Consider the following 23,716-nt stretch of genomic DNA (forward strand, 5'->3'; position numbering starts at 1 on the left):
CTCCTCTCTCTCGCGCTAGCGTGCGCAGTGGGTGTATGCATGCAGCAAGGGCCAGGGGCTGTCAAGCCCGCTCGCCCCGCTCTCTTCTTTCATTGTAGTCCGTTGGCTCACGGCGCTGCCAGTCCAGGCCCTGGACTGGTAGCGGACGGCTCATTTGCAGAAGGAGCGAGTTGCGAAATATAATACTCACCCAGGAGGATGTATGGGCGCGGAACTACGGATCATCCCCGTCACAGGTATTGGCGACATCACCCCAGGGAGTGACCTGGGGGTTCTCATCTCTGCGGCCCTGCAGGCCCAGGGGGTGACGCTGGCCAATGGCGATATCCTGGTGGTCACCCAAAAGATTGTCTCGAAAGCTGAAGGGCGACTGGTCCAGCTGGAGGAGGTGACCCCCTCAGCTTTCGCTCTGACAATCGCGCGTGAGACTGGCAAGGACCCCCGCCATGTGGAGGTGATTCTGCAGGAGACGCGGCGGCTGGTGCGCATGGATCGCGGTGTACTCATCTGTGAGACGCACCACGGCTTTGTCTGTGCCAATGCCGGTGTGGATGAGTCCAATCTCTCTGGCCAGCACCAGGTGAGCCTCTTGCCGCGCGATCCCGACCATTCGGCGCGGACGCTGCGGGAACGTCTGTTGGCCCTGGCGGCTTCGGCGGCCTCTCACCGGTCGTCAGAAGGCGAGCCGCTGGAGGAGCTGGCGGTCATCATCTCCGACACCTGGGGGCGGCCTTGGCGCAATGGCCAGGTGAACATGGCTATCGGTGTGGCCGGGCTGGAGCCGATCAGAGACTATCGCGGCGAGCCTGATGCCTATGGCCGCGAGCTGCGCGTCAGCGCCATTGCTGTCGCCGATGAGCTCGCAGCGGCTGCTGAGCTGGTGATGGGGAAGAGTGCTGGCGTGCCTGTCGCGCTGATCCGCGGCTACACCTATATCCCCACGGAGGGTGGGGTTGGACCGCTGCTGCGCGATGCGGCCAGCGATCTGTTTCGTTAGCCTTCTGCCAGACCTGACCAGGCGACCATTAGGAGATAGATCTCCAGCGTGCCTTGTTTCCTGCCCTTCGTGGCGATCAAGCTGGCCGGGATAGGCGGAGCCTCCATCGCTGACTCGCGCTGGCTCCGCCGCCGGGTCCGCCGGGTCGTCTTGCTGACAAACAGAGAAGGTAGAGCGAACGAGCCGTGACAACTGCTTGTGAACGAGCTGTGACCGTCTCCCAGCGTGCCGGCGACCTGCTGACGCTCTTGCGGAGCCGACGCAGTGTGCGCGCCCTCCAGGAGCGCCCGGTTCCCGAGGCTCTGCTGGAGCAGATCTTAGAGGCTGCTCGCTGGGCCCCCTCGCCGCATGGCCGCCAGCCCTGGCGCTTCGTTGTCTTCAGCGGACGGGAGCGCAAAGAGCGGCTGATTGAGCGAATGAGTGCAGCCTGGGAGGCCCAGCTACGGCTAGATCAGCAGCCGGAGGAGGTCATCGCTGTACGGCTGGAGAAATCGCGCCAACGTATCCGACAGGCTCCGGTGCTGATTCTTCCTTGCCTGTATCTGGAGGACCTGGATCGCTATCCTGATGCCGAGCGCCAGGAGAGTGAGCGCATCATGGCGATTCAGAGTCTGGGCGCTGCCGTACAGAATATGCTCTTGATGGCCTACGAGTTGGGCCTTGATACAGGCTGGATGTGTGCCCCCCTCTTCTGCCCCGCCGTCGTCTGTGAGGCGCTCGATCTGGATCGGCGCCTGCAGCCCCAGGCGCTCATCACTCTGGGCTATGCTGCTGCCGACCCCAAACGACGGCCTCGTTTGCCCCTGGAGACTCTCGTGATTCGTCTCGATAGTCAGAGCGACGGCGAGCAGCCAGGACAGTGAGAGCGGTGGGAACGGCAGGCATAAGCAGGCAGCCAGTGATGCAACGGCATTTTGAGGCAGCCAGAGCAAGAGAAGAGAAGGGAGTAGCGAGAGAGCCATGATTGTTGTGCTCGCCGGTGGCGTTGGGGGAGCGCGCTTTCTACAGGGCGTCGTCCAGGTGGTTCCGCCTGCGGAGGTCACCGCCATCGTCAACACGGGCGATGATCGCCAGTTCTATGGACTGCATGTCTCGCCCGATATCGATATTGTGATCTATACGCTGGCCGGCGTCGTGGACGAGCGCCACGGCTGGGGCATTCGCGACGACACCTATCATGTCATGCAGCAGCTCACCCGCTATGGCCACGAAGACTGGTTTCTGCTTGGAGATCGCGATCTGGCGACGCATATCCATCGCAGCCTGCGCCTGCGCCAGGGACGCACGCCCAGCGAGGTGACCGATGAGCTGCGCCGCCTCTTTGGGCTGACGCTGCGTATTCTGCCCATGAGCGATGACCCAGTGGCGACGCATATTCAGACCCCCGTCGGCCTGCTCCATTTTCAAGAGTACATGGTCAAGCGACGCTGTATGGATGAGGTGCAGGGCGTCGTTTTTGTCGGCCTCGAGCAAGCCAGACCAGCCCCAGGCGTGCTTGAGGCGCTGCGCCAGGCCGAGGCGGTGCTGCTTGCCCCAAGCAACCCTATTGTGAGCATCGGCAGCATTCTGGCCCTGCCCGGCGTGCGCGAAACGCTGCAGGAGACCTCCGCCACCGTGGCCGCCATCAGTCCCATCGTCGGCGGCGCTCCTCTCAAAGGGCCGGCGGATAAGCTCATGCGCGGCCTCGGATGCGAGGTCTCCGCCTTGGGTGTGGCCCGCTGCTACGCCGACTTTCTGGATGTCATGGTCATCGACCAGCAAGACGCAGCCCTGGCTCCGGCCATAGAGGCCCTTGGCCCGCGTGTGCTGGTCACTGACACCATCATGCGCGATAACGAGGCCAAGATTCATCTGGCGCGCGAGGTGCTGCACAGCTGTGCACGTGCCGTCTAGTCCGGGAACAAACGGTTCGGGAGTGGCGACTACCGTGGTGGCTCAACAGGAAGAAGAGCAAGGGAGAGAACAGGTGGCGGCCTTTTCATCTCGCTGCAGCGCGCTCATCCCTGTGAAAGGGTTGGCGGCGGCGAAGAGCCGGCTGGCGGGCTACTTACCACCTGCCCAGCGTGCCCAGCTGGTGCTGACCATGCTCCACCACGTTGTGGCCACACTGCAGGCCAGCGGCCAGCTCTCCAGAATTGTGATCGTGAGCGCCGACGAGCGCGTGCGCGCCTGTGCTGTCAGCTGGGGAGCAGAGGGATGGCCCGAGGAGCAACCAGGGCACAACGCAGCGCTGGAGGCCGCGGCCCGGCGCCTGCGGACCGAAGGGGTGGCGACGCTACTCACCATTTCCGCCGATCTCCCGCTGCTCAAGAGCGAGGAGGTCGCAGCGCTGCTGGCGCAAGGCCGGCGCTATCCGGTAGTGCTGGCGCCAGCCCACGACGGTCAGGGCACGAATGCCCTGCTGCTGCGACCTCCCTTAGTGCTGCCCTATCTGTTCGGGGAAGAGAGCTTCCGACGCTACTGCGAGGCTTCCCAGCGTCGCCACCTCGCCTATAGCCGCTATGAGAGTCCGGGGCTGGCTCTCGACATCGATACTCCGGAGGACCTTCAGCGCTCGGGTCTGGTCGAGCGCTGGCTGACCGCCAGGTCCTCCTCGCATTGTCTCAGGGAGATGACACCATGCCAGTCGTTGGATATTCCGCAGCCTTAGAGCAATTCCATCCTAGCGACCTCCTGCGTTGGTGCCGGGAGGCCGAGGAAGCTGGCTTCGGTGGCGTCATGGCCGCTGATCACTTCCATCCCTGGACGCCGACCCAGGGGCAGAGTCCCTTTGTCTGGTCCTGGATGGGCGCCCTCGGGCTGGCCACGCAGAAGCTGACCTTCGGCCCAGGCGTCACCTGCGCCTCCTATCGCTACCATCCGGCCATCATTGCCCAGGCCGCAGCGACCCTGGCAGCCATGTACCCCGGGCGCTTCTGGCTGGGAATCGGCACCGGCGAAGCGCTGAACGAGCACGTCGTCGGTGGTGAGTGGCCCGAGGCGCCGATCCGTCTGGAGCGCATGATCGAGTCAATCGAGATCATCAAACTGCTCTTCAGCGGCAAAAAGGTCCGCTACAGCGGTAAGCACCTGCGCATGGAGAGTGCTCGCCTCTACACGCGCCCGGAGACGCCACCGCCAATCCTGGTAGCGGCCTCCGGTCCTAAAGCGGCAGAGACTGCTGGACGCCTGGGCGATGGCCTGATCACGCCGGCTGCGCCGCCTGAAAAGCTCAAAATGCTGTTGGAGCGCTTTGAGAAGGGAGCGCGCGAGGCCGGCAAGGACCCGAGCACGATGCCGCGCCTGCTCCAGCTGCACGTCTCCTGGGCACCGACCCACGAAGAGGCCGTCAACAACGCCCTTAAGGAGTGGCCCAACGGGGGCATCAAGGCCCCGAAGCAAGATATTCGCTCGCCGGAGGACTTTGAAGCCTTTGCCCAGCTGGTGCGCCCCGAGGACTTCCAGGGCCGCGTCTTGATCTCGCCTGACCTGGAAGAGCACCGACGTCATATCCAGAGCTTCTTTGATCTCGGCTTCGACGAGGTCCATGTCCATAACGTAGGACGGGACCAGAGCAGTTTTATCCGAGCCTACGGCGAAGCCGTTATTCCAGCTCTACGCCAGCCGGCAACAACCTCGCGGCAGGCTCCTACCTCCTGAGAAGGTGGGTTGCCTCTACTGACTCAGCCAGCGAACGGGTGAACACCTACCTGACAAGCCCCCAATTCCTGGCCACGGTCGGAATTGGCCGCCAGGGGCTGGGGGCTTGCGCGACCAGCATCTGTCAGCACAATAGGATGAAGGAGGCAGACAATCGATGGCTGCGCTCTCAGAGCGCGCACGCGCCTTTCTACAAGAGAAGCCGCGCTTTGGCGTCCTTGGTACAGTGAACGCCGACGGCTCCCCTCACCTGACCACCATGTGGTTTCTGCTCGATGGAGACGAGATCCTTATGAATACGAAGGTGGGACGGGTGAAGGAGCGAAACATGCGCCGAGACCCGCGGGTCTCCCTATGCGTTGAGGATGGCTATCGCTATGTCACGATCAGCGGTCGGGTGCGCCTCATCGATGACCCGACGGTGGCTCAGGCCGATATCTATCGCCTGGCGCGCTACTACGATGGCGAAGAAAAGGCACGCCAGCAGATGGAACACTTCAGCAGGGAGCAGCGAGTGACCGTGCGGCTCGCTTGCGAGCAGGTCCTCGAACACTTCTAAGGGTTAGGCCCCCGGTGAGGTCGCTAAGGCAGGCTGGCGGAGAAGGATGTCTGATCTGAAGGGAAAGCGGGGCAGGCCAGGTCAGGCCAACAGACGGGGAGAAGCCAGAGCAATGGGACCTGTTCCCACTCTCTGGCCTCCCCCCGTGGCATGGTAGGGTGGTGGTGAAGTTGTGGCTTTCAGGTCAGGCTGCTACCGTCAACAGCCCCTTATGAGGAGGAGACCTCCGTAGCCGGGGCAGCAGCCTCGACAGCCGGAGGGGCCTCGGGGCGTACGGCAGGACGCTCGCCGAGCCGGCGCGGGCGCCAGACACGGACATACTCGGCCAGGAAGTAGGACCCAATGACCAGGATGGCCGCCAGAGCCTGAGCCACCAGCCCCTCAACGTTGGGGAAGACCGCGAACCAGAGACCCATCCAGTCAGGAATGGGCAAAGGAACAGGGGTAGTACCAAGCCAGCCCGCCAGCTGCATTTCCTGAATGCTCTCCCCCACCATCACGATCAGCACTACGCCCAGCAACACGCCCGTCAGGATCAACATCTTCTTGTAGGGCAGCCGATGGTGAGCCACGAATGTCAGCGCTCCGACGCTGGCTGTGAAGGCCAGGCCAATCAAGACGCCAATGAGAACAATACCTGAACCAACCTGCATGCGCAGATTCTGCAGGAAGAGCACGACCTCGAAGCCTTCTCGATAGACCGAGGTGAAGCCCAGGACGACCATGCCCCAGACAATACGCGCTTCTTCATCTTCGCCCAGGCTCAGCAGGCTGCGCCGCCGACGATTATGGAAGGAAATCCAGCCGGTCCAGTAGACACGGTGGAAGAACCAGTTCATGATAATGAGGAGGACAATAACTGCCAGCAGACCTGTAGCAGCCTGGATATGCAGCTCAGGAGCGTTTACCCGGCTGAGAATACCGACCACTACAAACCAGGTGACCAGGCTCGCCAGAAGAGCTAGCCCGGCTCCAGTCGCAATCGGACGGCGATATTTGTCGTGCTTTCCCATCATGCTGGCCGTAATCGCCGCCAGCACAAGGATGGTCTCAAGCCCCTCCCGAAACACCAGCAAACCAGTATCCAAAATAGCCGCGCCCGGACTCAGATGCGGTACAGTGGGGTCGGGATTGCCCTGGGCCGTAATGCCTTGCCAGACAAGAGCCGCGACAATCACCAATCCAGCCAGCAGCAGTACTGCGCGGATGATACGCTGTAGAAGACTCCCGGTAAAGTAGGCTTGTAAGTACCTCACTCCAGCAAGTCCTTTCGTCTCTTCCTTCTTCTCTCTACCCGGTTGTGACGTGTCTCGCTTCGCTGATCCGCTTGCTGCCCTCTCCAATATTAGGACAGGCTAATATCTTAGTGATGCACTCGGATATTAGCATTTCCTAATCGATTTTGTCAAGGGGCAGACCGGCTTTCTGAAGACTCCTCCGCATCATTACCGGGGCGTGCATTAAAAATGCGTTAAAATTGTAGGCCACGCACTATCTCTATATATCTGAATTGACATATCCATCTCCTCTTTCCTAAACTGAGAAGTGTTGTGAGCCAGAGCCGTGCATTCTCCCAGCCGAGTGGAGGGGCACGCTGGAAAGAAAGGAGTAAGAGAGGAAAACATGCGCTGGTGGTTCTTCCGACGCAAACCCGCTGCAGCGCCGGCAGCTTCTCCCCTCACCGAGAGCAGCCCACAGTCGGTGCGCCCACGCACATGGGCAGGCGAAGTGACCTTGCCGCATCTGGGTGATAGCGATGGACGACGCTATCTGGATGAGCAGCCATATGTCCTGCCCAAGGATCTCCAGGAGATCAATCGGCTCGACTTTCAGCATTATGTGCTGCGAGCCATCTTGAAAAGGAACTATCTGGCCCCGCTTCGTCAGCCACGCCAGATTCTTGATGTAGGCTGCGGTACGGGGCAATGGGCCTACGAGCTGGCGCGGGAATACCCCCAGGCCACCGTTGTCGGGTTAGACGTCGAAGCGGCCAAGAACTCGACCGCCCCTCCACCGAACTATCGCTTTGTCTCAGGCGATATCCTCAAGGGCCTTCCCTTCGCTGATCACAGTTTCGACTTTGTTCATCAGCGGCTACTTCACTCGGCCCTACCGCTGACCGCCTGGCCAGGAGCTGTGAAGGAACTGGCACGAGTGACGGCCCCCGGCGGCTGGGTCGAGTTGCTGGAGCTTAATCCAGAAGTGATCCCTTCGGGGCCTGCGGGTCAGCAGCTGCGGCAGATTATCTTGCAACTGGTAGCTCTGCGAGGATTGGATGCTGAGGGAGTAGTGGCACGTTCTCTGGATCTCTATCTGGCTGAGGCTGGCCTGGTCGAGGTTGAGCGCCATGTGGTGGAGGTGCCGCTGGGAGACTGGGGAGGGCGTCTTGGCTCTCTGCTGGCACTCGACTTCCGCGAGGTGGCGCTGGCTATGTGTGGACCGGTGACAGCGCGTTTTGGGCTATCGCGTGAAGACTATCTTGCACTGCTTGAGACGACCATGAAGGAATGGAACGAGCTGAAATCCTGCCATCATTTTATCGTCGCCTACGGGCGCAAGCCCTGAGCAGTCCAGCAGGGCTGAGGCCCCCTACTCACTGCACCTGCTCTCGCCGGGAAGGAGGAGGAAACTCTTGAAGGGAGGTCTCCGGCGAGCCAGCTGTGCAGCTTCTTCACCCCTGAGAAGGGAAAGAGAGAAACAAGAGCCTGCCCTCGAGGGCGTCCGCTGGTATCTTATCCCCTATGTGTCGCTCTTGCCCGTCGAGACGGGCCATAGGCGGGTGAGAGCGACACTGCAGCAGCGGACCGGACGTAGCCGCTGGCGATCGCTTTCGCTTCGTAGGAAGAAGGAAGGACAAGTCATGATGTCAACCAGGTGTGGCCCAACAGATGCGCTGCAAGTGAGTTCTCTGGTCTTAGAGAGAGAGGTGAAAAAGGAGGAACCATGCCCTGGTGGTTCTTTAAGCACGGTGGGGGGAGCGAAGCCGAACCGACGGAGGGCGAGCCGGCCCCAGGAGAAGGACGGCTACTAAGCAGTCTCCCCGGAGAAAGAGGCCATGCTGCTGAGTTCAGCCAGCCTTCTCTCCAATCCCTCCCCAAGGACCTGCGAGAGATTGACCGTCTTGACCTCCAGCACTATGCCCTGCGAGTGGTTCTGCAGGCCAACTATCTGGCCCCCGTGGGCCTGCCGCGCCGCATTCTCGACACAGGTTGCGGAACAGGGCAGTGGGCCTATGACCTCTGTCAAGAATTCCCCCAGGCAACCGTTGTCGGCCTGGACATTGAGCCAATCAAGCAGACTACCAATCTGCCATCGAATTTTCGCTTTGTGCGAGCCAACCTCCTGGATGGCCTCCCCTTTGCCGACGACAGCTTTGACTTCGTTCACCAGCGTCTCCTGGCGCTCTCCCTGCCCGTCACCTGCTGGCCAGTTCTCGTCAAAGACCTCGCACGGGTGACAGCCCCCGGCGGCTGGGTCGAGCTGATCGAAGGCAGCGCGGAGGTCGCTCCCGCCGGCCCGGCGACACAAGAGGTCTTCTCTCTCATTGGGCAGTACCTGCTGGCTCGTGGCCTTGATGGCCAGGGGAACGTTGCCCGCTCCCTGGTGCGTTACCTTGAAGAGGCGGGTCTGAGCGCCATCCAGCAGCGCACTGTCGCTGTCCCAGTTGGCGAGTGGGGTGGCCCAATCGGTCACCTGATCGCCCTGGACTTCCGCGAAACATTCCTAGCGCTCAGCGAACGCGTTGCCCAGCGTTTCCAGCTTCCGACCGAGGCCCTGGTGGCCCTGCTCCAGAGCATGCGGCGCGAGTGCAACGACCTGCACACCTGCTATTCCTTTATTGTGGCCTACGGGCAGAAGCGCTGAAACCGCTGCTAGACGGTAGATCGGCTAATGCCGAAGCCGAGCCGGGGTCGGGTTCCAGCTCCTGAAGCCAGCGGTTCCTAGCCAGCCCGGCGTCCTCTCGGCCACGAGGGCGGGGTGCAAGCGCCGTCGGCTGGGCGCTATAGCTAATCCAGAGGCCGTTGGTCGTGGTCCAGGTCGCTACAGCACAATAGTGAAAACCAGCGGGTAGACCCGCCGGAGCAGGTTGCTGGCTCAACTGCTGATTCAAATGCTCTTCGAACATCGCAGCCAGACCGGTTACTGACAGTCCTCCCAGATCGGCATGCAACACATGCACCTGAAGGTGACAGGTTACGATCACAGGCTGAACCCGCAGGAAGAACGGGCGTGTCAACGCCAGGCCGAAGAGTGTCAGCGTCTCCTGACCTGTGACCTCGATCAGATCCCGTGGCTGGAGCGTGACGCGCACCTGGCTCACCTGACCGGGCAGGCCGGCCCGAGGGAGATTGCGCGTCACGAGTGCCGTCAGGTAGGCTGGAGACAGCTGGAGCACCAGATCGCTCTCGCCAGAGGCAGGGGATGGCGAAGGGAGAGGAGAGTGATCCGGGCCGAGGAAGAGCAGCGCCACCAGCCAGAGGGCCAGCACGCCGCTGAGCAGTCCCAACAGGAACGTTCCCACTGGAAGCCAGCGTCTTCGACGCTGGCGAGCCGGGGCAGAGGAGAGTTGTGGCGGCCCTGCTTCGGTATCGGGCAGTGGGCCGGATAGCCGCCGGGTCGGACGCGCTCCCCGAGCTGAGGAGAACTGGGTCTCGCTCAGTTCCCAGGTCAGAGGGTCATCAGGCAGATAGCTGGCCTCCGTAGGCTCAACAAGGTCACGGTCAGAGAGGTTAGCAGCGCTCTCGAAGACAGGGGAAGGGGCGACCTCAGAAGCTGAGTCGGCCTCATCATCGCCGTCGGTGCTGGCGTTAGCGAACCAGGACATAGCTGGCGACACTCCTTTAGCAAGCAAACCTGCACTGTATCATAGCCGCTTGGCCCCAGCTCCGCAAGAGGCGCTCTCTTTTGGGCATATTGCCCAAAAGAGAGCGCCTTGCTTTCAGACAAAGTGCCCGTAGTCTCTGCAGCAAGGGGGACGTATCATAAAAGCAAGTAGGGGAGCTGGCCTCGACTGAAAGCAGGGCAAGCCCATTCAGGGATTGGGAGAGAGGCAGAGGAGGCAGCTGTCCTGGATGGCGTTGCTGAGCACCAGCGCGTCGATTGCCATCAGTTCAGCAGGATAGAGATAGCGAGCGACGAACAGTCAGAAGTCAAGAGCACGGAGTGGCGACGAGAGCCGAAGGCGTGTCCGGCAAAGAGGCTGGGGAGAGACCAGTAAAGAGGAGAGTTCGACGGCATGACACCTGAAGAAGTTTTGCAATTTGCCAAGGAGCGCGGTGCCAAGATGGTAGACTTCAAATTTGTTGATCTACCGGGCACCTGGCAGCATTTTAGTGTTCCCTTGCACGAGCTGGACGAAGAGACGTTCGTCGAGGGGAAGTATTTTGACGGGTCAAGCATCCGTGGCTTCCAGACCATCGACGACAGCGACATGCTGGTAATCCCCGATCCAGATACGGCGTTCATGGACCCCTTTACCAGCATCCCCACGTTGAGCCTCATCTGTACTGTTGCCCACCCAGGGCCGGGCGCGCATAAGCAGCCCTATAGCCGCGACCCGCGGACGATTGCGCGCAAGGCGGAGGCATACCTGCGCTCGTCTGGGATCGCCGATGTGAGCTACTTTGGCCCCGAGGCTGAGTTCTTCGTGTTTGACAACGTGCGCTTCTCCTCGACCCAGAATGTCCAGTACGCCGAGGTCGATTCGGATGAGGCGCACTGGAATAATGGTCGCAATGGCGGCGTCAATCTGGGCCATCGCCTGCGCCCGAAGGAGGGCTACTTCCCGGTTCCACCCAGCGACACGCTGCAGGATCTGCGCAGCGAAATGGTTCTGACGCTGGAGGAGCTGGGCGTTCCAGTCGAGGCCCAGCATCACGAGGTTGGCGGTGCCGGCCAGTGCGAAATCGATATTCGCTACAACACGCTGGTCAAGACCGCCGATAACCTGATGATCTACAAGTATGTGGTGAAGAACACTGCGCGCAAACATGGGAAGACGGCCACCTTCATGCCGAAGCCGATTTTCGGCGACAATGGTTCCGGCATGCACGTGCACCAGAGCCTGTGGAAGGATGAGCGCCCGCTCTTCTACGACGCTGAGGGCTATGCCGGCCTCTCCCAGACGGCGCGCTATTATATCGGCGGCCTGCTGATGCACGCTCCTGCGCTGCTGGCCATCGCCGCCTCGACGACCAATAGCTACAAGCGGCTGGTGCCCGGCTTCGAGGCCCCGGTCAACCTGGTCTTCTCGAAGGCCAATCGCAGCGCCGCTGTGCGTATTCCCAATACCGACTGCCCATCGGCGAAGCGCATTGAGTTCCGTCCGCCTGATCCAACGGCCAATCCCTATCTGACCTTCGCTGCTTTGCTGATGGCAGGCCTCGATGGCATCCGCCGCAAGATCGAGCCCAGCGAGCACGGTTTCGGGCCAGTTGATCGCGACCTGTATCACCTCTCCCCGGAGGAGCTGCGCGAGATCGGCTCGGTTCCGGGCTCGCTGGAGGAGGCTCTCAGGGCTCTGGAGGATGATCACGCGTTCCTGTTGGAGGGCGACGTTTTCACGACTGACGTGCTCGAACACTATATTGAACTGAAGCGCGCTCAGGTCAATGAGGTGCGCATGCGCCCCGTGCCGATTGAATTCGCCCTCTACTACGACGCCTGATCCTTCTGAGCTGATCGTACGCACAAGCAAGCGGACTTGGGATGCTGAGCCAGCATCCCAAGTCCGCTCTTTTTTCTGTCTCTGGGTCGCTTCCCGGCGCCCAGGATGGAACCCCAGGGAGCGCCGACCCAGCTGGGTGACCTTGGCTGACTGGCCGGCTTTGCTCCAGCTGTGATATAATTACGTGTCTATCCTACCCACACGGTACGATGTCATCCTCGCTCTGTCTGGAGAGGCGCTCTATGGACCCGCTTGTTGATAGCTATGGCCGACGCATCCGCAACCTGCGCATTTCCATCACCGATAAGTGCAATTTCCGCTGTACGTATTGCATGCCCGCTGAGGGGCTGCCGTGGCTAAAGAAGGCCGAGATTCTGACCTACGAGGAGATTGAGCGGCTGGCCCGCCTGGCGGTCCGTATGGGCATTGAACAGATCCGTCTGACCGGCGGTGAGCCGCTGGTGCGCCGCGACGTCCCTGAGCTGGTGCGCCGGCTGCGCCAGATCGAGGGCCTGCACAGCCTCAGTCTGACGACCAATGGGGTGCTGCTCAAGCAACTGGCCCGTCCACTGGCGGAGGCCGGCCTGACGCGTATTAATGTCAGCCTCGATTCGCTGGTGCGTGAGAAGTTTGCCCGTCTGACACGCCGTGATCAGCTCGACCGCGTGCTTGAGGGATTGGAGGAGCTGGAGAAGTATCCCACCATTCGCCCCATCAAGATTAATGCGGTGGCGATGCGCGGTTTCACAGAGGAGGAGGTGCTCGATTTTGTCCGCCTGGCCCGGCGCAAAGGCTATGTGATGCGCTGGATCGAGTTCATGCCGCTCGATGCCGATCAGATCTGGCGCAAGGAGGATATCCTGACCGGCGCCGAGATTAAGGCCATCATCGAAGCCGAGTATGGGCCGCTGGTGCCCATCCAGGGTGATCCTGCGGAGACAGCTCGCCGCTACACCTTCAGCGATGGCATCGGCGAGGTGGGCTTTATTAACCCTGTCAGCGAACCGTTCTGCTCAACCTGCGATCGTATCCGTCTGACCGCCGATGGCCAGCTGCGCACTTGCCTCTTTGCGACCGAGGAAACCGATCTGCGGACGCCGCTGCGCTCAGGCGCTTCCGATGAGGAGCTGATGGCGATTATCCGCCACGCTGTCTGGCACAAGGAGCTGAAACACTATATTGGCGATAAGCGCTTCAGACGGGCGAATCGCACGATGTCCATGATTGGTGGATAAGTGCCCCTGTTCACGTTTATCAACTGGTCCTCTGATCACACGCCCTTCGCGTGTTACCTCAGAGGAAGATGTTCGTCTCTCTCAATGCATAGACAAATAGACACGGTATACCTTCGAGTGTCATTGAGGCGAGGCTGGTCCAGCGGGTCGCCTGTCAACGTTGGGTCCCTGACACTGGCCGGAGTGGTGTCAGGTAGGGTAGTTTTCCTGCCTCGAAGAGGCAAGGCCTTCGGAGCGACCGACCAGGAAGGAGATGCTGTGGAATACGAAGCGCTCGATTTGCTGACTGTACGCGAGGTGGCTCGCCAGCTGCGGGTAGACGATACGACGGTACGACGCTGGATTAAGATGGGAATGCTGGAGGCCGTTACCCTTCCGCATCGCGGCAGACGCCAGGCCTACCGCATCCGCCGCTCAACGCTTGAGGCGCTGCTGAAAGCTCAGACGGCTCCTACCCCGGCCCCCGCGCGCGAGTGAGCTGGCCGTGTTCCGCGGCCAGCCTGCCCCTGCCCCCTCCTGGGCATTCTGACTGCTGCCTCTTCCTTCCCGAATGTGGTAGACTGTTGGCGCCTGCTGCCTGTGGCCGCGGGCAGAGAGGCACCCAACAAAAGGTGACGGGTGCTTATCACCTGTCACCTCGCGCACGAGTGACCAGAGGAGGAGAGAGCACATGGCACAGCGATCCGCCGAAGAGTTGTTTCACGAGCTGCAAGGCGAGACCCACGCCGGCTTTGTGGCTATTCATGTCCCGGTTCAGCATTCCCCGGCTGGCGTTCCCTATCTGACTGCTCCGGGGGTCGTGCTGTTGGCGCGTCCTCAGACGAGCCTGCAGGGCCTGGCTACTTTTTTGGAGGGCTTCGATCCGTCCTATCACTTCGATGAATATGTTGCTGATCCGACAGCCTTGCCCGACGGGGCTCAGCTCTGCAAGGTGGCAGGACAGACCTGTTATCTGAGCTTCGGGCCGAGGCGCACACCGAACGCCCAGGCCAGGCGTTATTTCGATCATCTGAAAGCATCGCGACACGGCTCGGTACTGGAGCACGCGACCTTCAGCTTCTTTGTCTATGGCATCTCCCGCAGCCTGACTCACGAACTGATTCGCCACCGCGCCGGCTTCAGCTATTCACAGACCAGCCAGCGTTTTGTCGATGGGCGCACCCTCCGCTTTGTTGAGCGTCCCGAGTATCGCCAGGATGAGCAGCTCCATCGTCTCTTTTTGCAGCGCATCGAGCGGGCCGCAGCTGAGTACGCGGAACTGAGCGAGTATCTGCTGGCCCGCCAGCAGGCCGGTGATCCACTCTTGAGCGCGGAGGCACGCACCGATCTGCGCAAGCGCGTGCAGCAGTGCTCACGCTCGCTCCTGCCTAATGAGACAGAGGCGCCGCTGGTAGTGACGGCCAATGCGCGGGCCTGGCGCCATGTGATTGAGGAGCGGACCGCGCCTCATGCCGAGATCGAGATCCGCGAGCTCCTGGTCCGCATCTTTGTCTGTCTGGCCCTGGTCGATCCCGTCCTCTTTGGGGACTATACGCTGGAGCGCCTGCCGGACGGTACTTATAGCGTGCGCACCCCATATGAGAAGGTATGAGCGGATGGACGGACGGGGCCGACTGCTGGCCAGGGGCTAGAGCAGCGGACGGCGATAGAGGCGAAAGCCATCGTCGGCGGCCCGCTGGCCCGCGCAGGTGACGTCAGCGACGGCCTCCAGCTCACAGCGAGCTGCGAGCCGCTCCGAAGCCAGGTCGCGGCGCGGGAGCAGAACCTCGAACCAGAGTGGCAGCCCTTGCTGCTGACCCTCGTCCTCTAGCTCTGTCCCCCAGAGCCGGGCTCGATTGAGGGCGCAGATCAGCAGCGCTCTCCCGCCACCGCGCCGGCGATGAGCCGGGTGGACTGTGCCCTCACAGCGCAGGTGGTACCCTTCTCTATCGCGTATCAGATGCAGCAGGGTATAGCCGATGATCTCGCCCTCTACCCCCTCCAGCGTCCCCCCCTGTCCCCAGGTGTTCAGCTCATCGTCGTCGTCCAGCAACACGAAGAGTGAAGGACCTGGCTCACCGAGGTCAGAGCTGGTCAGCCAGTCCTCCCAGACAGCTTGCGAAAACAGGCAGCCATCTACTCGCTGGGCCTGCTGCTGGAGATCCCTGAGTTGCTCCAGGTCTCCTGGTCGTGCCTCGCGAACGCGCACGTGCTTTCCCTCCCTTGCTGCTGAGGATAAGTGAGTGAGGGGTGCGGCGCGCCCGCCAGGCCCGCGTAGAGCGCCTTCAAGAGCGGCGAGCCGCAGGGAGAGACCGCACCTCTCCTATGATAACGCGTTTCCGCTTCGCCGGGCAATGCAGCCTTTGCCGGGCTTCCCTCCGCCGCCGGCTGGCTGTCATATAATGTGAAGTGCCTGCGCTCTCATCAATAGATGGATTTCAATGCATGTGGCAAGAGAGGGAGGGAGAGAGTGAGAGGGGGCACGACCAATCACCATCATCAAGCGAGCAAAGGAGTATGGTCTTGCGCGATTCTGCTGCTGCTCAGAGACTCCAGGCGATCCGGGAAGCCATGCCGGCGACGACCGCGCACACCTATCTGAACACTGGAACCTTCGGGCCGTTGCCGCGCTGCGTGATTGAGGCCATGCAAGAGCGGCTGCAAGAGGAATGGCGGGAGGGGCGTCTTGGGGCGGAGGCGCATGCCGCCTTGCTGAGCCATTATCGAGAGGCCAGGCAGCGCTGTGCCGAACTGTTTCATGCCGACATAGAGGAGATTGCTCTGACAGACAACACCGGTGAGGGGCTAAACATCATTGCCTTTGGCCTCAACTGGCGGGAAGGCGGTGAAGTGATTACGACGAACCACGAGCATATCAGTGCCCTGGCTCCACTCTACCAGTTGCGCGAGCGCTACGGTATACGCCTACGCATCGCCGACCTGGGCGAGCGTGGAGAGCGTCCAGCGGAAGAGGAGATCGCCAGGCTCATCACCCCGCGGACGCGCCTGATTGTGCTCTCGCACGTCTCTTTTATGACCGGGGCGCGCTTCGATGTCAGCGCGGTGACGGCCCTTGGGCGGCGCCACGGGCTGCCGGTGCTGGTCGATGGGGCCCAGGCCGCGGGGGCGATCGCCGTCGATGTGCAGGAGCTGGATGTCGACTTCTACGCCTTCCCGATGCAGAAGTGGCTCTGTGGTCCTGATGGGACAGGAGGTCTTTATGTCCGGCGCACGGCGCTGGGGCAGGTGCAATCGACCTACGTTGGCTATTATTCGCTCAAGCATGAGCACAGCGGTGTCTGGGAGCTTCAGGAGACGGCGCAGCGCTTTGAACTGGGGGGGAGACAAACAGCGGCTCTCGTGGGACAGAGTCGGGCCTTGCGTTGGCTGGCCGAGGAGGTTGGCCATCGCTGGCTGCAGGAGCGCATTGCGAGCCTCAACCGCTATGCTGCCGAACTGCTCAGCGAGGTGCCGGGGGTCAAGATTCTGACGCCACAGCCGGGGGCAAGTGGGCTGCTCTCGTTCACCTTTGCGCGGGCGGAGCCGGAAGCGGTCGTCCGGCGTCTGGCGGAGGAGCACAATGTCCTGATTCGGAGCATTCACGAGCGCCAGGCGCTGCGTCTCTCGACAGGATTTTACAATACCGAAGAAGAGCTGGAACGAGTGGCGGCGATTCTGCGGTCCTGGCCCTAGGAAGTCAAGCAGGCGGGGCGAGGGGGCACTGGTTGGAAAGGGAGGGGCCCGCCCGGGGCTGCCAGGTTGGGGCCAGGGGGGCAGACAACGACGAACGCCTGTGAGCGCGGGTGAAGCGGCGACGTCCTACTTTCCCACGAGACTTCTCCCGCAGTATCATCGGGGCTGGAGAGCTTAACTTCCGTGTTCGGGATGGGAACGGGTGTACCCTCTCCGCTAGAGTCGCCGATTCACCTGCACTCACAGGCGTCTGCGCTTGACGTGGAGTATAGTAGCATAGGGTGGCCGATCCTGTCAAGAGGGAGATTCAGAGAGAGGAAAAAATGGGAGGGAGGGCAAGGAGAGGAGAGGGCCGGAGCCGGGTTGTCTTGCCAGGAAGGAAGCTGCTCCGGCCCATCTCGGCAGAGAGAGGAGTGAGGGGGCTGCTCAGCCTGAGCGCTGGCGAGCCACCACGGCCTCCGCCTCGCTTAGCCGCAGCGAGGCCAGACGAGAGACGCTATCGCTGCCCATTGAGACGCCGTAGATGGCCTGAGCGGCGGTCATTGTCACGCGGTTATGGGTGATGACGATGAACTGAGTGCGCTCGGCCAGGCGCTTGAGAATATCGCAGAAGCGCGAGACATTGGACTCATCGAGGGCCGCGTCAACCTCGTCCAGGAGACAGAAAGGTGGCGGATTGATTTCCAGGAGCGAGAAGAGCAGGGCCGCGGAGACCAGGGCGCGCTCACCGCCAGAGAGCAAGGAGAGATCCTGTACCTTCTTGCCGGGGGGCTGGACAATGACCTCGACCCCGAAGGGGAGGCCGCTGCGGGCTGTGCTGACAGCTTCCTCTGGGGTGGCTGCCTCCTCGTCCGCCTCAGCGCCGTGGCCGTTGCGGGCCGCGTGGCCGTGCCCCCGCTCGCGTAGTCCTCCTGGGGAACTGCTGGCAGAGGAGCGCTCTGTTGATCCCTCTCGCTCTCCTCCTTTGCTGACCACCAGCTCCAGGCGAGCCTGGCCGCCGTTGAAGAGGGTACGAAAGTGCTCTCGGAAGCGAGCGTTGACGGCCTCAAAGGTGGTCTCGAACTGGCGCGTCATGGTGGCGTCGAGCTGGCTAATAATGGTGTGGAGCTGTTGAGCGGCCTGTTCCATATCCGCGATCTGGGCACTGAGGAACTCAAAGCGCTGGCGCTCCTCCTCATACTGGCGAGGGGCATCGGGATCGCAGCCTCCGAGGGCCTTGAGGCGACTGCGCGCCTGCTCGATCTGACGACGGAGGCGACGCAACGTGGCCTCCTCGTCCCCCTCCTGGCCCATGCTCTCGGCTTCCCCTGGCCCGGCCTGGGGGATAAGGTGGATCAGTTCTTGCGGATGGCTGAGACCCAGGTCCTCCTGCAGCTGGCTCTGCAGGGCTTCGAGCGAATCGCGGGCTCGCTGGCTGTCCAACAGGCAGCGCCGATAGAGAATCTCGCACTGAGCGTGCTCCTGGCGGAGCGTGGCCAGCTCCTGCTCACTGGTTGTAAGGCGTTGCTCTAGTTCGCGCAGGGCCTGCTCGCGCTGCTGGACGAGGAGGCCCGCCTGTCTGGCCTGTTCGCGGGCCTGCTCCAGTTCGCTCCGTTGACGCGCGATATTCTCATGGAGGCGTTGCTGTTGCTCCTCTGCCTGGCGCAGGCGCTGCTGCTGCTGCTCAAGCTGGGAACGCAGCTCCTGCTGCTGCTCCTGAGCTTCGGAGACCTGGCGCTCCAGAGTCTTGGCCTCCTGGCGTTTGACGGCCATTTGGGTGCGCAGGCGCCCCAGCTCCTCCTGCTGGCGGCGATAGGCGGTGGCGCGCTCCTCAACCTGGGCCTGCAGCTCCTCAACCAGCCCCTGCAGCTCTTGCTGGGCCCGCTCATGGGCCTGGACTCGCTCGCGGGTTGCCTGGACCTCCTGCTCCAGACCGACGATTTCTGCCGCCAGCTGCTGCTCGACTGAGGTAGCCAGCTTCAGCTCGGTCTGGAGACGTTCCTGCTCCCGCTCGCTGTTGGCCAGCGCACGGCCCAGTTCCTGCAGACGGGCTGCGTTCTTCTGGATCTCACGTTCAAGAGCGGCCTGCTCGGCGCGTCGTCCTTCCTGGACCCGCTGGATCTCGCTCATCAGGGTATTGAGGTGATCGATGTGGGTCTTCTGTTCTTCCAGCTGGGCCGGCAGCTCGCGTAGCTCGCGCTCATAGTGGAGGAGACCACCGTTTTGCTCTCCCTGGGCGTCGCCACCGCTCAGCCAGCCCGACTGCAGTGAGAGTATCTCGCCCTTGCGGGTCACCAGGGCACGCAGGGGCCGACCGGCGTGGTCGGCGAAGGCCCGAGCCTGAGTCTGAAGCTGGAAGGCGGCAGTCAAATCTTCCACGAGCAGGACGCCGGACAGCAAACGGTAGCACAGTGGCTGGTACTGGTCTTCACACTCGACAAGCTGCCAGGCCAGACCCAGCACTGCCGGGCGCAGGGCAGGCGACTGGGTGAGGAGCTGCTCCAGGGCGGCCCGCTCTTGCTCGGCCTGGGAGGGAAAGGCCGGGGGAACAGGAACGCTGCCAGAGGGGTCCGCTTCCTCCTGCAGCCAGAGAAGCAGGGCTCGTCCGGCGCGGCTGCGCTCCAGGTAGGCCAGGCAGCGCTCAGCCTCGGCCCGTGTTGTCACCACGACGCCTTGTAGAGCCTCACCCAGAGCGGCCTCAATGGCGCGCTCTAGTCCCGCTGGAGCCAGGACGAGGCGCGGCAGGGGGGCGAGCAAACCGGGCATCTGCTCGCGCGGCGCCCGGAGGAGTGCGCGAACCCCCTCGCTATAGCCGCTGAGATTGCGTTGCCAGGTACGCAACATGGCCAGGCGATCGGCCAGCGAGCGACGCGCCCGCTCGGCCTCGGCCAGCAGCCCCTTGAGGCGCTCCAGCTCCTGCTGGGCCTCTTGGAGGCTGCGCTGGAGCGCTTGCTTCCGCTGCGTCAGCTGCTGTTCTTCGTCGCGGGCCACTTGCAGCTGTGAGCGCTGCTCTGCCAGGCGCGTCTCCAGGGAGCGCAGGGCCTGCTGAGCCTGGGCCAGCGCCTCGCGGCGTGCCGCCAGGGCCCGATTGCGCTCACCCAGGTGCTTCTGCTGACGCCCCAGCTCAGTCTGAGTGGACCCCAGGCGTGCCTGCGTCTGGATGAGATCATTCTGAGCGGCGCGCAAGCGGCGCTCGTCCAGTTCGTAGTCCTTCTGAACGCGAGCGATGGTCGCCTCTAGCGTGGCCAGAGTCTGGGCCGCCTCATCGAGGGCTTCGCGAGCCTGTTCGCGAGCCTCCTCCAGGTCGGTAAGGCGCTGCTGGGTGGTGATGAGCCGCTCGCGTAGCTGGCGCTCCTGGCGCTGCTGCTCCTCGCGCTGGCGCTGCAGACCAGTAATGCGCTCTTCGGCGACGGCCAGCTCGCGCTCCAGACGCTGGAGCTGGCCGTTAGCTTCACCGGCGGCGCGACGAGCGGCGCTGATATGCTGTTGTATCTCTTGCCGCTGGTGGAGGAGCTCCCCACGCTGACGTTCGGCGATGGCCACGGCCTGCTCCAGCTGCCGCAGGCGTGTGGCCTGTTCGCTCTCGGCGGCCTCGGCGCGCGTGGCCGTGGCCTGGAGCCGACGCCACTGGAGCTGATACCAGCTCACCAGAGCCTGGCGCAGCTCTTCTTGCAGCTGAGCGTATTCTCGGGCGCGTCTGGCCTGCTCTTCGAGCGGTCCAAGGCGTGGCTCGATCTCGTTGACGATATCATGGAGGCGTTGCAGGTTGCCCTCGGTCTGGCGCAGGCGCTGCTCCGCTTCAGCGCGCTGTACCTGATAAGGGCGAATGCCAGCAGCATCCTCGAAGAGGCTGCGTCGCTCCTCGGGGCGCAGGCTCAGGGCGGCATCGATCAGACCCTGTCCAATGACGGTATAGGAATCGTGACCGATGCGCGCCTGGGCCAGCAGCAGCAGAACGTCCCTGAGCCGGACTTTCTGCTTGTTGATCAGATATTCGTTCTCGCCGGAGCGGTAGCTGCGCCGCGTGACGGTGATCTCGCTATATTCCGACGGCATCCAGCCGGTGCTGTTGTCGATGGTCAGCGAGACCTCTGCCATGCCGAGGGCGGCTTTGCCATGCCCGCCGGCGAAGATGATGTCCTCGCTCTTCCTGCCCCGGAGCTGGCGCATGCTCTGCTCGCCGAGGACCCAGCGAATGGCGTCGGCAATGTTGGACTTGCCAGCCCCATTCGGCCCAACGACGGCGGTGATGCCCGGACTGAATTCGAGGCAGGTGCGTGTTGCAAAGCTTTTGAAGCCGAGTAGCTCCAGACGCTTCAGATACACCGTTTGTTCCTGGTTTGTGGTCCCACGGTTATCCCGTATGTCGTGTCCCCGATGATACCATAGGCGTGGGCCTGCCGTCGAGAGCGCAGGCCAGGAAGCCAGGCGAAACGGGCCAACGAGCCAACGAGCGACGGCAGGGCGAATCTGGTGTTGGCAATGGGACCTCTGGCGGCGCTGGCGGTGATTCTGCTCTCCAAGACGAGTGTCTATGAGATATACTTTTCTCTATGGAGCCACGGCGCCGGGAGCCTGCACTGGCAGAGAGGGCCTTGATCGCCGCAGGCAAAGCGAGCAGTACGGCGGGCGGGATAGCTGCCGCCTGATGAGAAGGAGCGTCGAGAGAGATGCTGCGTTGGCTGATCTGTCTGACCGGCCTGCTGGTCGTGGGCCTGGGTCTGGTAGTGGGTTGGCACTCGCACCAGGTGACGTACCGCAGCAGCGGGCGAGGGACGATTGCGCATTATCTGTCAGACCCCCAGACCCACGAGGGGTATTTGCAGTTGGAAGGCAGTCCTACGCTCTATCTGCTCAGAGAGCAGGACTTTCTGCCGCCTATCAAGGGGACGGCCACGCTCAAAGATCTGATGCTGGTTGCGCTACTCTACCGTTCCGATGAGAGCACGGAGATTGATGTGCGTGCCCGGTTGGGGACACACCTGGTTGGTTCGGCCTATCCCGTTGTGGCGTTGACGCTCTATAATCTCGACGGGGCCGTGACGCAGGAGTTCAAGAGCACGCTCTATCGCCAGAATCCCCAGGGCTTTTACGAAAACGACTGGCCGCTTGGAGGGGGGGTGAGCCTGCTGGGGGCCGTCCTTAGTCTGGGAGGAGGGGCAAGTCTGTGGAAGCGAGGCAGGAAGCGGAGCGAGCGACAGGCCAGGCCAGTCCAGAGGCCTACGCCAGCGGGGCCGCCGCTTGCTCCGTTGGCGCCGTCGCTGCGTCTGCCCTCCAGGCCGGGGCCGTCGGGAGGTGGTCACTCGGGCTTGAGACCACCCTCGGAACCACCGTTATCGGGGCCGCGGCCCTGAGAGCGGGTCTCGCTTGACGCAGTACCTGGCTGTCTGCTATCCTGCGGGCAAAGGCAAGGCAGGGTGACAGCTGACCGAGGCCCCGGGTGCAATAGGGTGAGCCTGGTCTGAAGCCTCGCGGGCCCGCGGCAGCTCGCTCTCGCGGTCGCTGCCTCCCTGGTGCCTTTGTCCTGTCTGCTGTCTACTATTGCATTGGCTCAACCCTGGCAGGCGCCCATGTTCTTACTCTTGCCACTACCGGTACTCGCCCGGACGCTTCTGACGACGCTGATCGCCCTGCTGACGCTGGTTGGCATCATGACGCGTCCCTTCCGCTGGAACGAGGCGCTGATTGCCCTGGCCGGGGCTGCCCTTCTCCTCCTGCTCGGGCTGATCAGCCCCTTGGCGGCGCTCCAGACGCTGCTGGGGGACTGGAACGTCTTCCTCTTCTTTTTGGGAATGATGGCCTTATCCGCCTTCGCCGATCAGGCTGGTCTCTTTGACTGGCTGGCGATTGCCGCTGCGCGCCTGGCGCGGAGGCGGGCGCGCCTGCTCCTGCTCAATGTCTTTCTGCTCGGCAGCCTCATTTCGATGGTCCTCTCGAACGACGCGACGGCTCTCATTCTGACCCCAGTCGTCTATACGCTGGTCACGCGCCTGCGGCTGCCGGTGATCCCTTTTCTCTTTGCCTGCACCTTTATTGCCGATACGGCCTCCTTTCTCTTGCCGGTGAGCAACCCCATCAATATTCTGGTGCTTTCCCGCTTTCAGCTCGACCTCTGGACCTTTGTGCGGCTGCTCTGGCTGCCGGCGCTGGCTGTGATTGCCGTTAATATCGGGATCTTTTTCTGGCTCTACCGCCGAGAGGTGCGAGGGGGCTTTGATCCGAAGCGGCTGCCTGCTGCTCGGGAAGCCATCAAGGAGCCGGGCTATTTCCGCTATTGCTGCCTGGTGCTGGGGGTGGTGGCGGTGGCCTATGTCGTGGCTTCGGCCAGCGGCTTTCCTCTCTCCTGTGTTGCCCTGGCGGGAGCACTGCTCTTGCTCATCGGGGCAGTGCGCTGGCATCAGTTCAGGCCACGCGCCCTGGCCAGCCACATCTCCTGGTCGCTCTTTGGTTTTATCGCGGGCATGTTCGTCATCGTGCAGGCCGTCGAAGAGACTGGCCTGACGCGTCTGTTTGGCGAGCTGCTGTGGCATCTGTCGGGAGGCAGCAGTCTGGGGGCTGTGCTGGTAGGAACGCTGGGGGCCGCCCTGGGGACGAATCTGATCAATAATGTCCCGATGGCCGTGGTGCTGAGCGCGTCGCTTCAGGCGCTCCACGGGCAGATCTCGCCGACGACGCAGCTCGCCTTTGTTGTGGCGACCATCTTCGGCTGTGACCTGGGGCCGAACCTGACGACCGTTGGTTCGCTGGCGACGGTGCTCTGGCTTCTCATCTTGCGCCAGCGCCGGCTTGACGTGTCGGGGCTGGACTACTTTAAGGTGGGCATCCTGGTCACGCCTCTGATGCTGCTGGTAGGAGCCATCCTGATCTGGCTTCTCCTGCTGGCTTGATCCTGTCGAGGCGAGACGGCTCAACCTTCCTCGGGCGAGGGAAAGAAAAAGGAGCTGCGGCTGTTGGTCGCTGTGTTGGAG

The 23,716-nt window shown here is 62.5% G+C and carries 19 protein-coding genes and 1 rRNA gene; 15 read left to right on the forward strand and 5 right to left on the reverse strand.

Going from position 1 to position 23,716, the window contains the following annotated elements; translation table 11 throughout:
* Nucleotides 1-202 precede the first annotated feature (202 nt).
* The 6 genes from cofE to KTAU_RS10425 all read left to right on the forward strand — a co-directional run bounded on the left by cofE (nucleotide 203) and on the right by KTAU_RS10425 (nucleotide 5,195).
* Complete coding sequence (gene cofE / locus KTAU_RS10400; protein ID WP_151728332.1) at nucleotides 203-997, forward strand: coenzyme F420-0:L-glutamate ligase; 795 nt, start codon at nucleotides 203-205, stop codon at nucleotides 995-997.
* Nucleotides 998-1,182: 185 nt separating this feature from the next.
* On the forward strand, nucleotides 1,183-1,860 hold the full coding sequence (locus KTAU_RS10405; RefSeq protein ID WP_228026397.1) for a nitroreductase family protein: 678 nt from the start codon (nucleotides 1,183-1,185) through the stop codon (nucleotides 1,858-1,860).
* 97 nt (nucleotides 1,861-1,957) lie between these two features.
* Complete coding sequence (gene cofD / locus KTAU_RS10410) at nucleotides 1,958-2,890, forward strand: 2-phospho-L-lactate transferase (protein ID WP_151728333.1); 933 nt, start codon at nucleotides 1,958-1,960, stop codon at nucleotides 2,888-2,890.
* Entirely contained in the window at nucleotides 2,874-3,647 is a 774-nt protein-coding gene (cofC, locus tag KTAU_RS10415; protein WP_228026398.1) for a 2-phospho-L-lactate guanylyltransferase, read from the forward strand. The genes cofD and cofC overlap by 17 nt, the downstream gene beginning before the upstream one ends.
* Entirely contained in the window at nucleotides 3,617-4,636 is a 1,020-nt protein-coding gene (locus KTAU_RS10420; RefSeq protein WP_151728334.1) for a TIGR03557 family F420-dependent LLM class oxidoreductase, read from the forward strand. Before cofC ends, KTAU_RS10420 begins: the two co-directional genes overlap by 31 nt.
* Before the next feature lie 157 nt (nucleotides 4,637-4,793).
* Nucleotides 4,794-5,195 (forward strand): PPOX class F420-dependent oxidoreductase, encoded by a 402-nt coding sequence (locus KTAU_RS10425; protein ID WP_151728335.1) that lies wholly within the window; start codon nucleotides 4,794-4,796, stop codon nucleotides 5,193-5,195.
* A gap of 209 nt (nucleotides 5,196-5,404) precedes the next feature.
* Here the strand turns inward: KTAU_RS10425 and KTAU_RS10430 are convergent, their stop codons facing one another.
* Nucleotides 5,405-6,451, reverse strand: coding sequence for an FTR1 family iron permease (locus KTAU_RS10430; RefSeq protein ID WP_228026399.1), 1,047 nt, complete (start codon nucleotides 6,449-6,451; stop codon nucleotides 5,405-5,407).
* 367 nt (nucleotides 6,452-6,818) lie between these two features.
* Between KTAU_RS10430 and KTAU_RS10435 the strand changes: the two genes are divergently transcribed.
* Together KTAU_RS10435 and KTAU_RS10440 are read left to right on the forward strand one after the other, a co-directional pair.
* A complete protein-coding gene (locus KTAU_RS10435) occupies nucleotides 6,819-7,760 on the forward strand; it encodes a class I SAM-dependent methyltransferase (protein ID WP_151728336.1) in 942 nt (313 codons plus the stop codon).
* Nucleotides 7,761-8,138: 378 nt separating this feature from the next.
* Nucleotides 8,139-9,059 carry a class I SAM-dependent methyltransferase gene (locus KTAU_RS10440; protein WP_151728337.1) on the forward strand — a complete coding sequence of 307 codons (921 nt, stop codon included), beginning with the start codon at nucleotides 8,139-8,141 and terminating at the stop codon, nucleotides 9,057-9,059.
* Here KTAU_RS10440 and KTAU_RS10445 read toward each other — a convergent pair.
* The gene (locus KTAU_RS10445; RefSeq protein ID WP_151728338.1) at nucleotides 9,031-10,020 is read right to left on the reverse strand and encodes a hypothetical protein; all 990 of its coding nucleotides are present in this window, start codon (nucleotides 10,018-10,020) and stop codon (nucleotides 9,031-9,033) included. The two genes, KTAU_RS10440 and KTAU_RS10445, sit on opposite strands and share 29 nt — an antisense overlap.
* 411 nt (nucleotides 10,021-10,431) lie before the next feature.
* Between KTAU_RS10445 and glnA the strand changes: the two genes are divergently transcribed.
* The 4 genes from glnA (at nucleotide 10,432) to thyX (ending at nucleotide 14,688) form a co-directional block, all read left to right on the forward strand.
* Entirely contained in the window at nucleotides 10,432-11,862 is a 1,431-nt protein-coding gene (gene glnA / locus KTAU_RS10450; protein ID WP_151728339.1) for a type I glutamate--ammonia ligase, read from the forward strand.
* Between the two features lie 242 nt (nucleotides 11,863-12,104).
* Entirely contained in the window at nucleotides 12,105-13,097 is a 993-nt protein-coding gene (gene moaA / locus KTAU_RS10455) for a GTP 3',8-cyclase MoaA (RefSeq protein ID WP_151728340.1), read from the forward strand.
* A 258-nt stretch (nucleotides 13,098-13,355) separates the two neighbouring features.
* The gene (locus KTAU_RS10460; protein WP_151728341.1) at nucleotides 13,356-13,574 is read left to right on the forward strand and encodes a helix-turn-helix domain-containing protein; all 219 of its coding nucleotides are present in this window, start codon (nucleotides 13,356-13,358) and stop codon (nucleotides 13,572-13,574) included.
* A 193-nt stretch (nucleotides 13,575-13,767) separates the two neighbouring features.
* On the forward strand, nucleotides 13,768-14,688 hold the full coding sequence (gene thyX, locus KTAU_RS10465) for an FAD-dependent thymidylate synthase (RefSeq protein ID WP_151728342.1): 921 nt from the start codon (nucleotides 13,768-13,770) through the stop codon (nucleotides 14,686-14,688).
* A gap of 36 nt (nucleotides 14,689-14,724) precedes the next feature.
* Here thyX and KTAU_RS10470 read toward each other — a convergent pair whose 3' ends face one another.
* Complete coding sequence (locus tag KTAU_RS10470; protein ID WP_170293207.1) at nucleotides 14,725-15,285, reverse strand: GNAT family N-acetyltransferase; 561 nt, start codon at nucleotides 15,283-15,285, stop codon at nucleotides 14,725-14,727.
* Nucleotides 15,286-15,599: 314 nt separating this feature from the next.
* Between KTAU_RS10470 and KTAU_RS10475 the strand changes: the two genes are divergently transcribed.
* Complete coding sequence (locus KTAU_RS10475; protein ID WP_170293208.1) at nucleotides 15,600-16,769, forward strand: aminotransferase class V-fold PLP-dependent enzyme; 1,170 nt, start codon at nucleotides 15,600-15,602, stop codon at nucleotides 16,767-16,769.
* Between the two features lie 113 nt (nucleotides 16,770-16,882).
* Here KTAU_RS10475 and rrf read toward each other — a convergent pair.
* Together rrf and smc are read right to left on the reverse strand one after the other, a co-directional pair.
* A 5S ribosomal RNA gene (gene rrf, locus KTAU_RS10480) occupies nucleotides 16,883-16,999 on the reverse strand.
* A 196-nt stretch (nucleotides 17,000-17,195) separates the two neighbouring features.
* On the reverse strand, nucleotides 17,196-21,074 hold the full coding sequence (gene smc / locus KTAU_RS10485; protein WP_170293209.1) for a chromosome segregation protein SMC: 3,879 nt from the start codon (nucleotides 21,072-21,074) through the stop codon (nucleotides 17,196-17,198).
* A 344-nt stretch (nucleotides 21,075-21,418) separates the two neighbouring features.
* On the opposite strand from smc, the gene KTAU_RS10490 reads away from it, so the two are divergent.
* Both KTAU_RS10490 and KTAU_RS10495 read left to right on the forward strand, forming a co-directional pair.
* Nucleotides 21,419-22,102 carry a hypothetical protein gene (locus KTAU_RS10490; protein ID WP_151728346.1) on the forward strand — a complete coding sequence of 228 codons (684 nt, stop codon included), beginning with the start codon at nucleotides 21,419-21,421 and terminating at the stop codon, nucleotides 22,100-22,102.
* 216 nt (nucleotides 22,103-22,318) lie between these two features.
* Nucleotides 22,319-23,635, forward strand: a complete 1,317-nt coding sequence (locus tag KTAU_RS10495) for an SLC13 family permease (RefSeq protein WP_151728347.1) — start codon at nucleotides 22,319-22,321, stop codon at nucleotides 23,633-23,635.
* Nucleotides 23,636-23,716 lie beyond the last annotated feature (81 nt).

It is taken from the genome of Thermogemmatispora aurantia (assembly GCF_008974285.1).
GTDB lineage: Bacteria > Chloroflexota > Ktedonobacteria > Ktedonobacterales > Ktedonobacteraceae > Thermogemmatispora > Thermogemmatispora aurantia.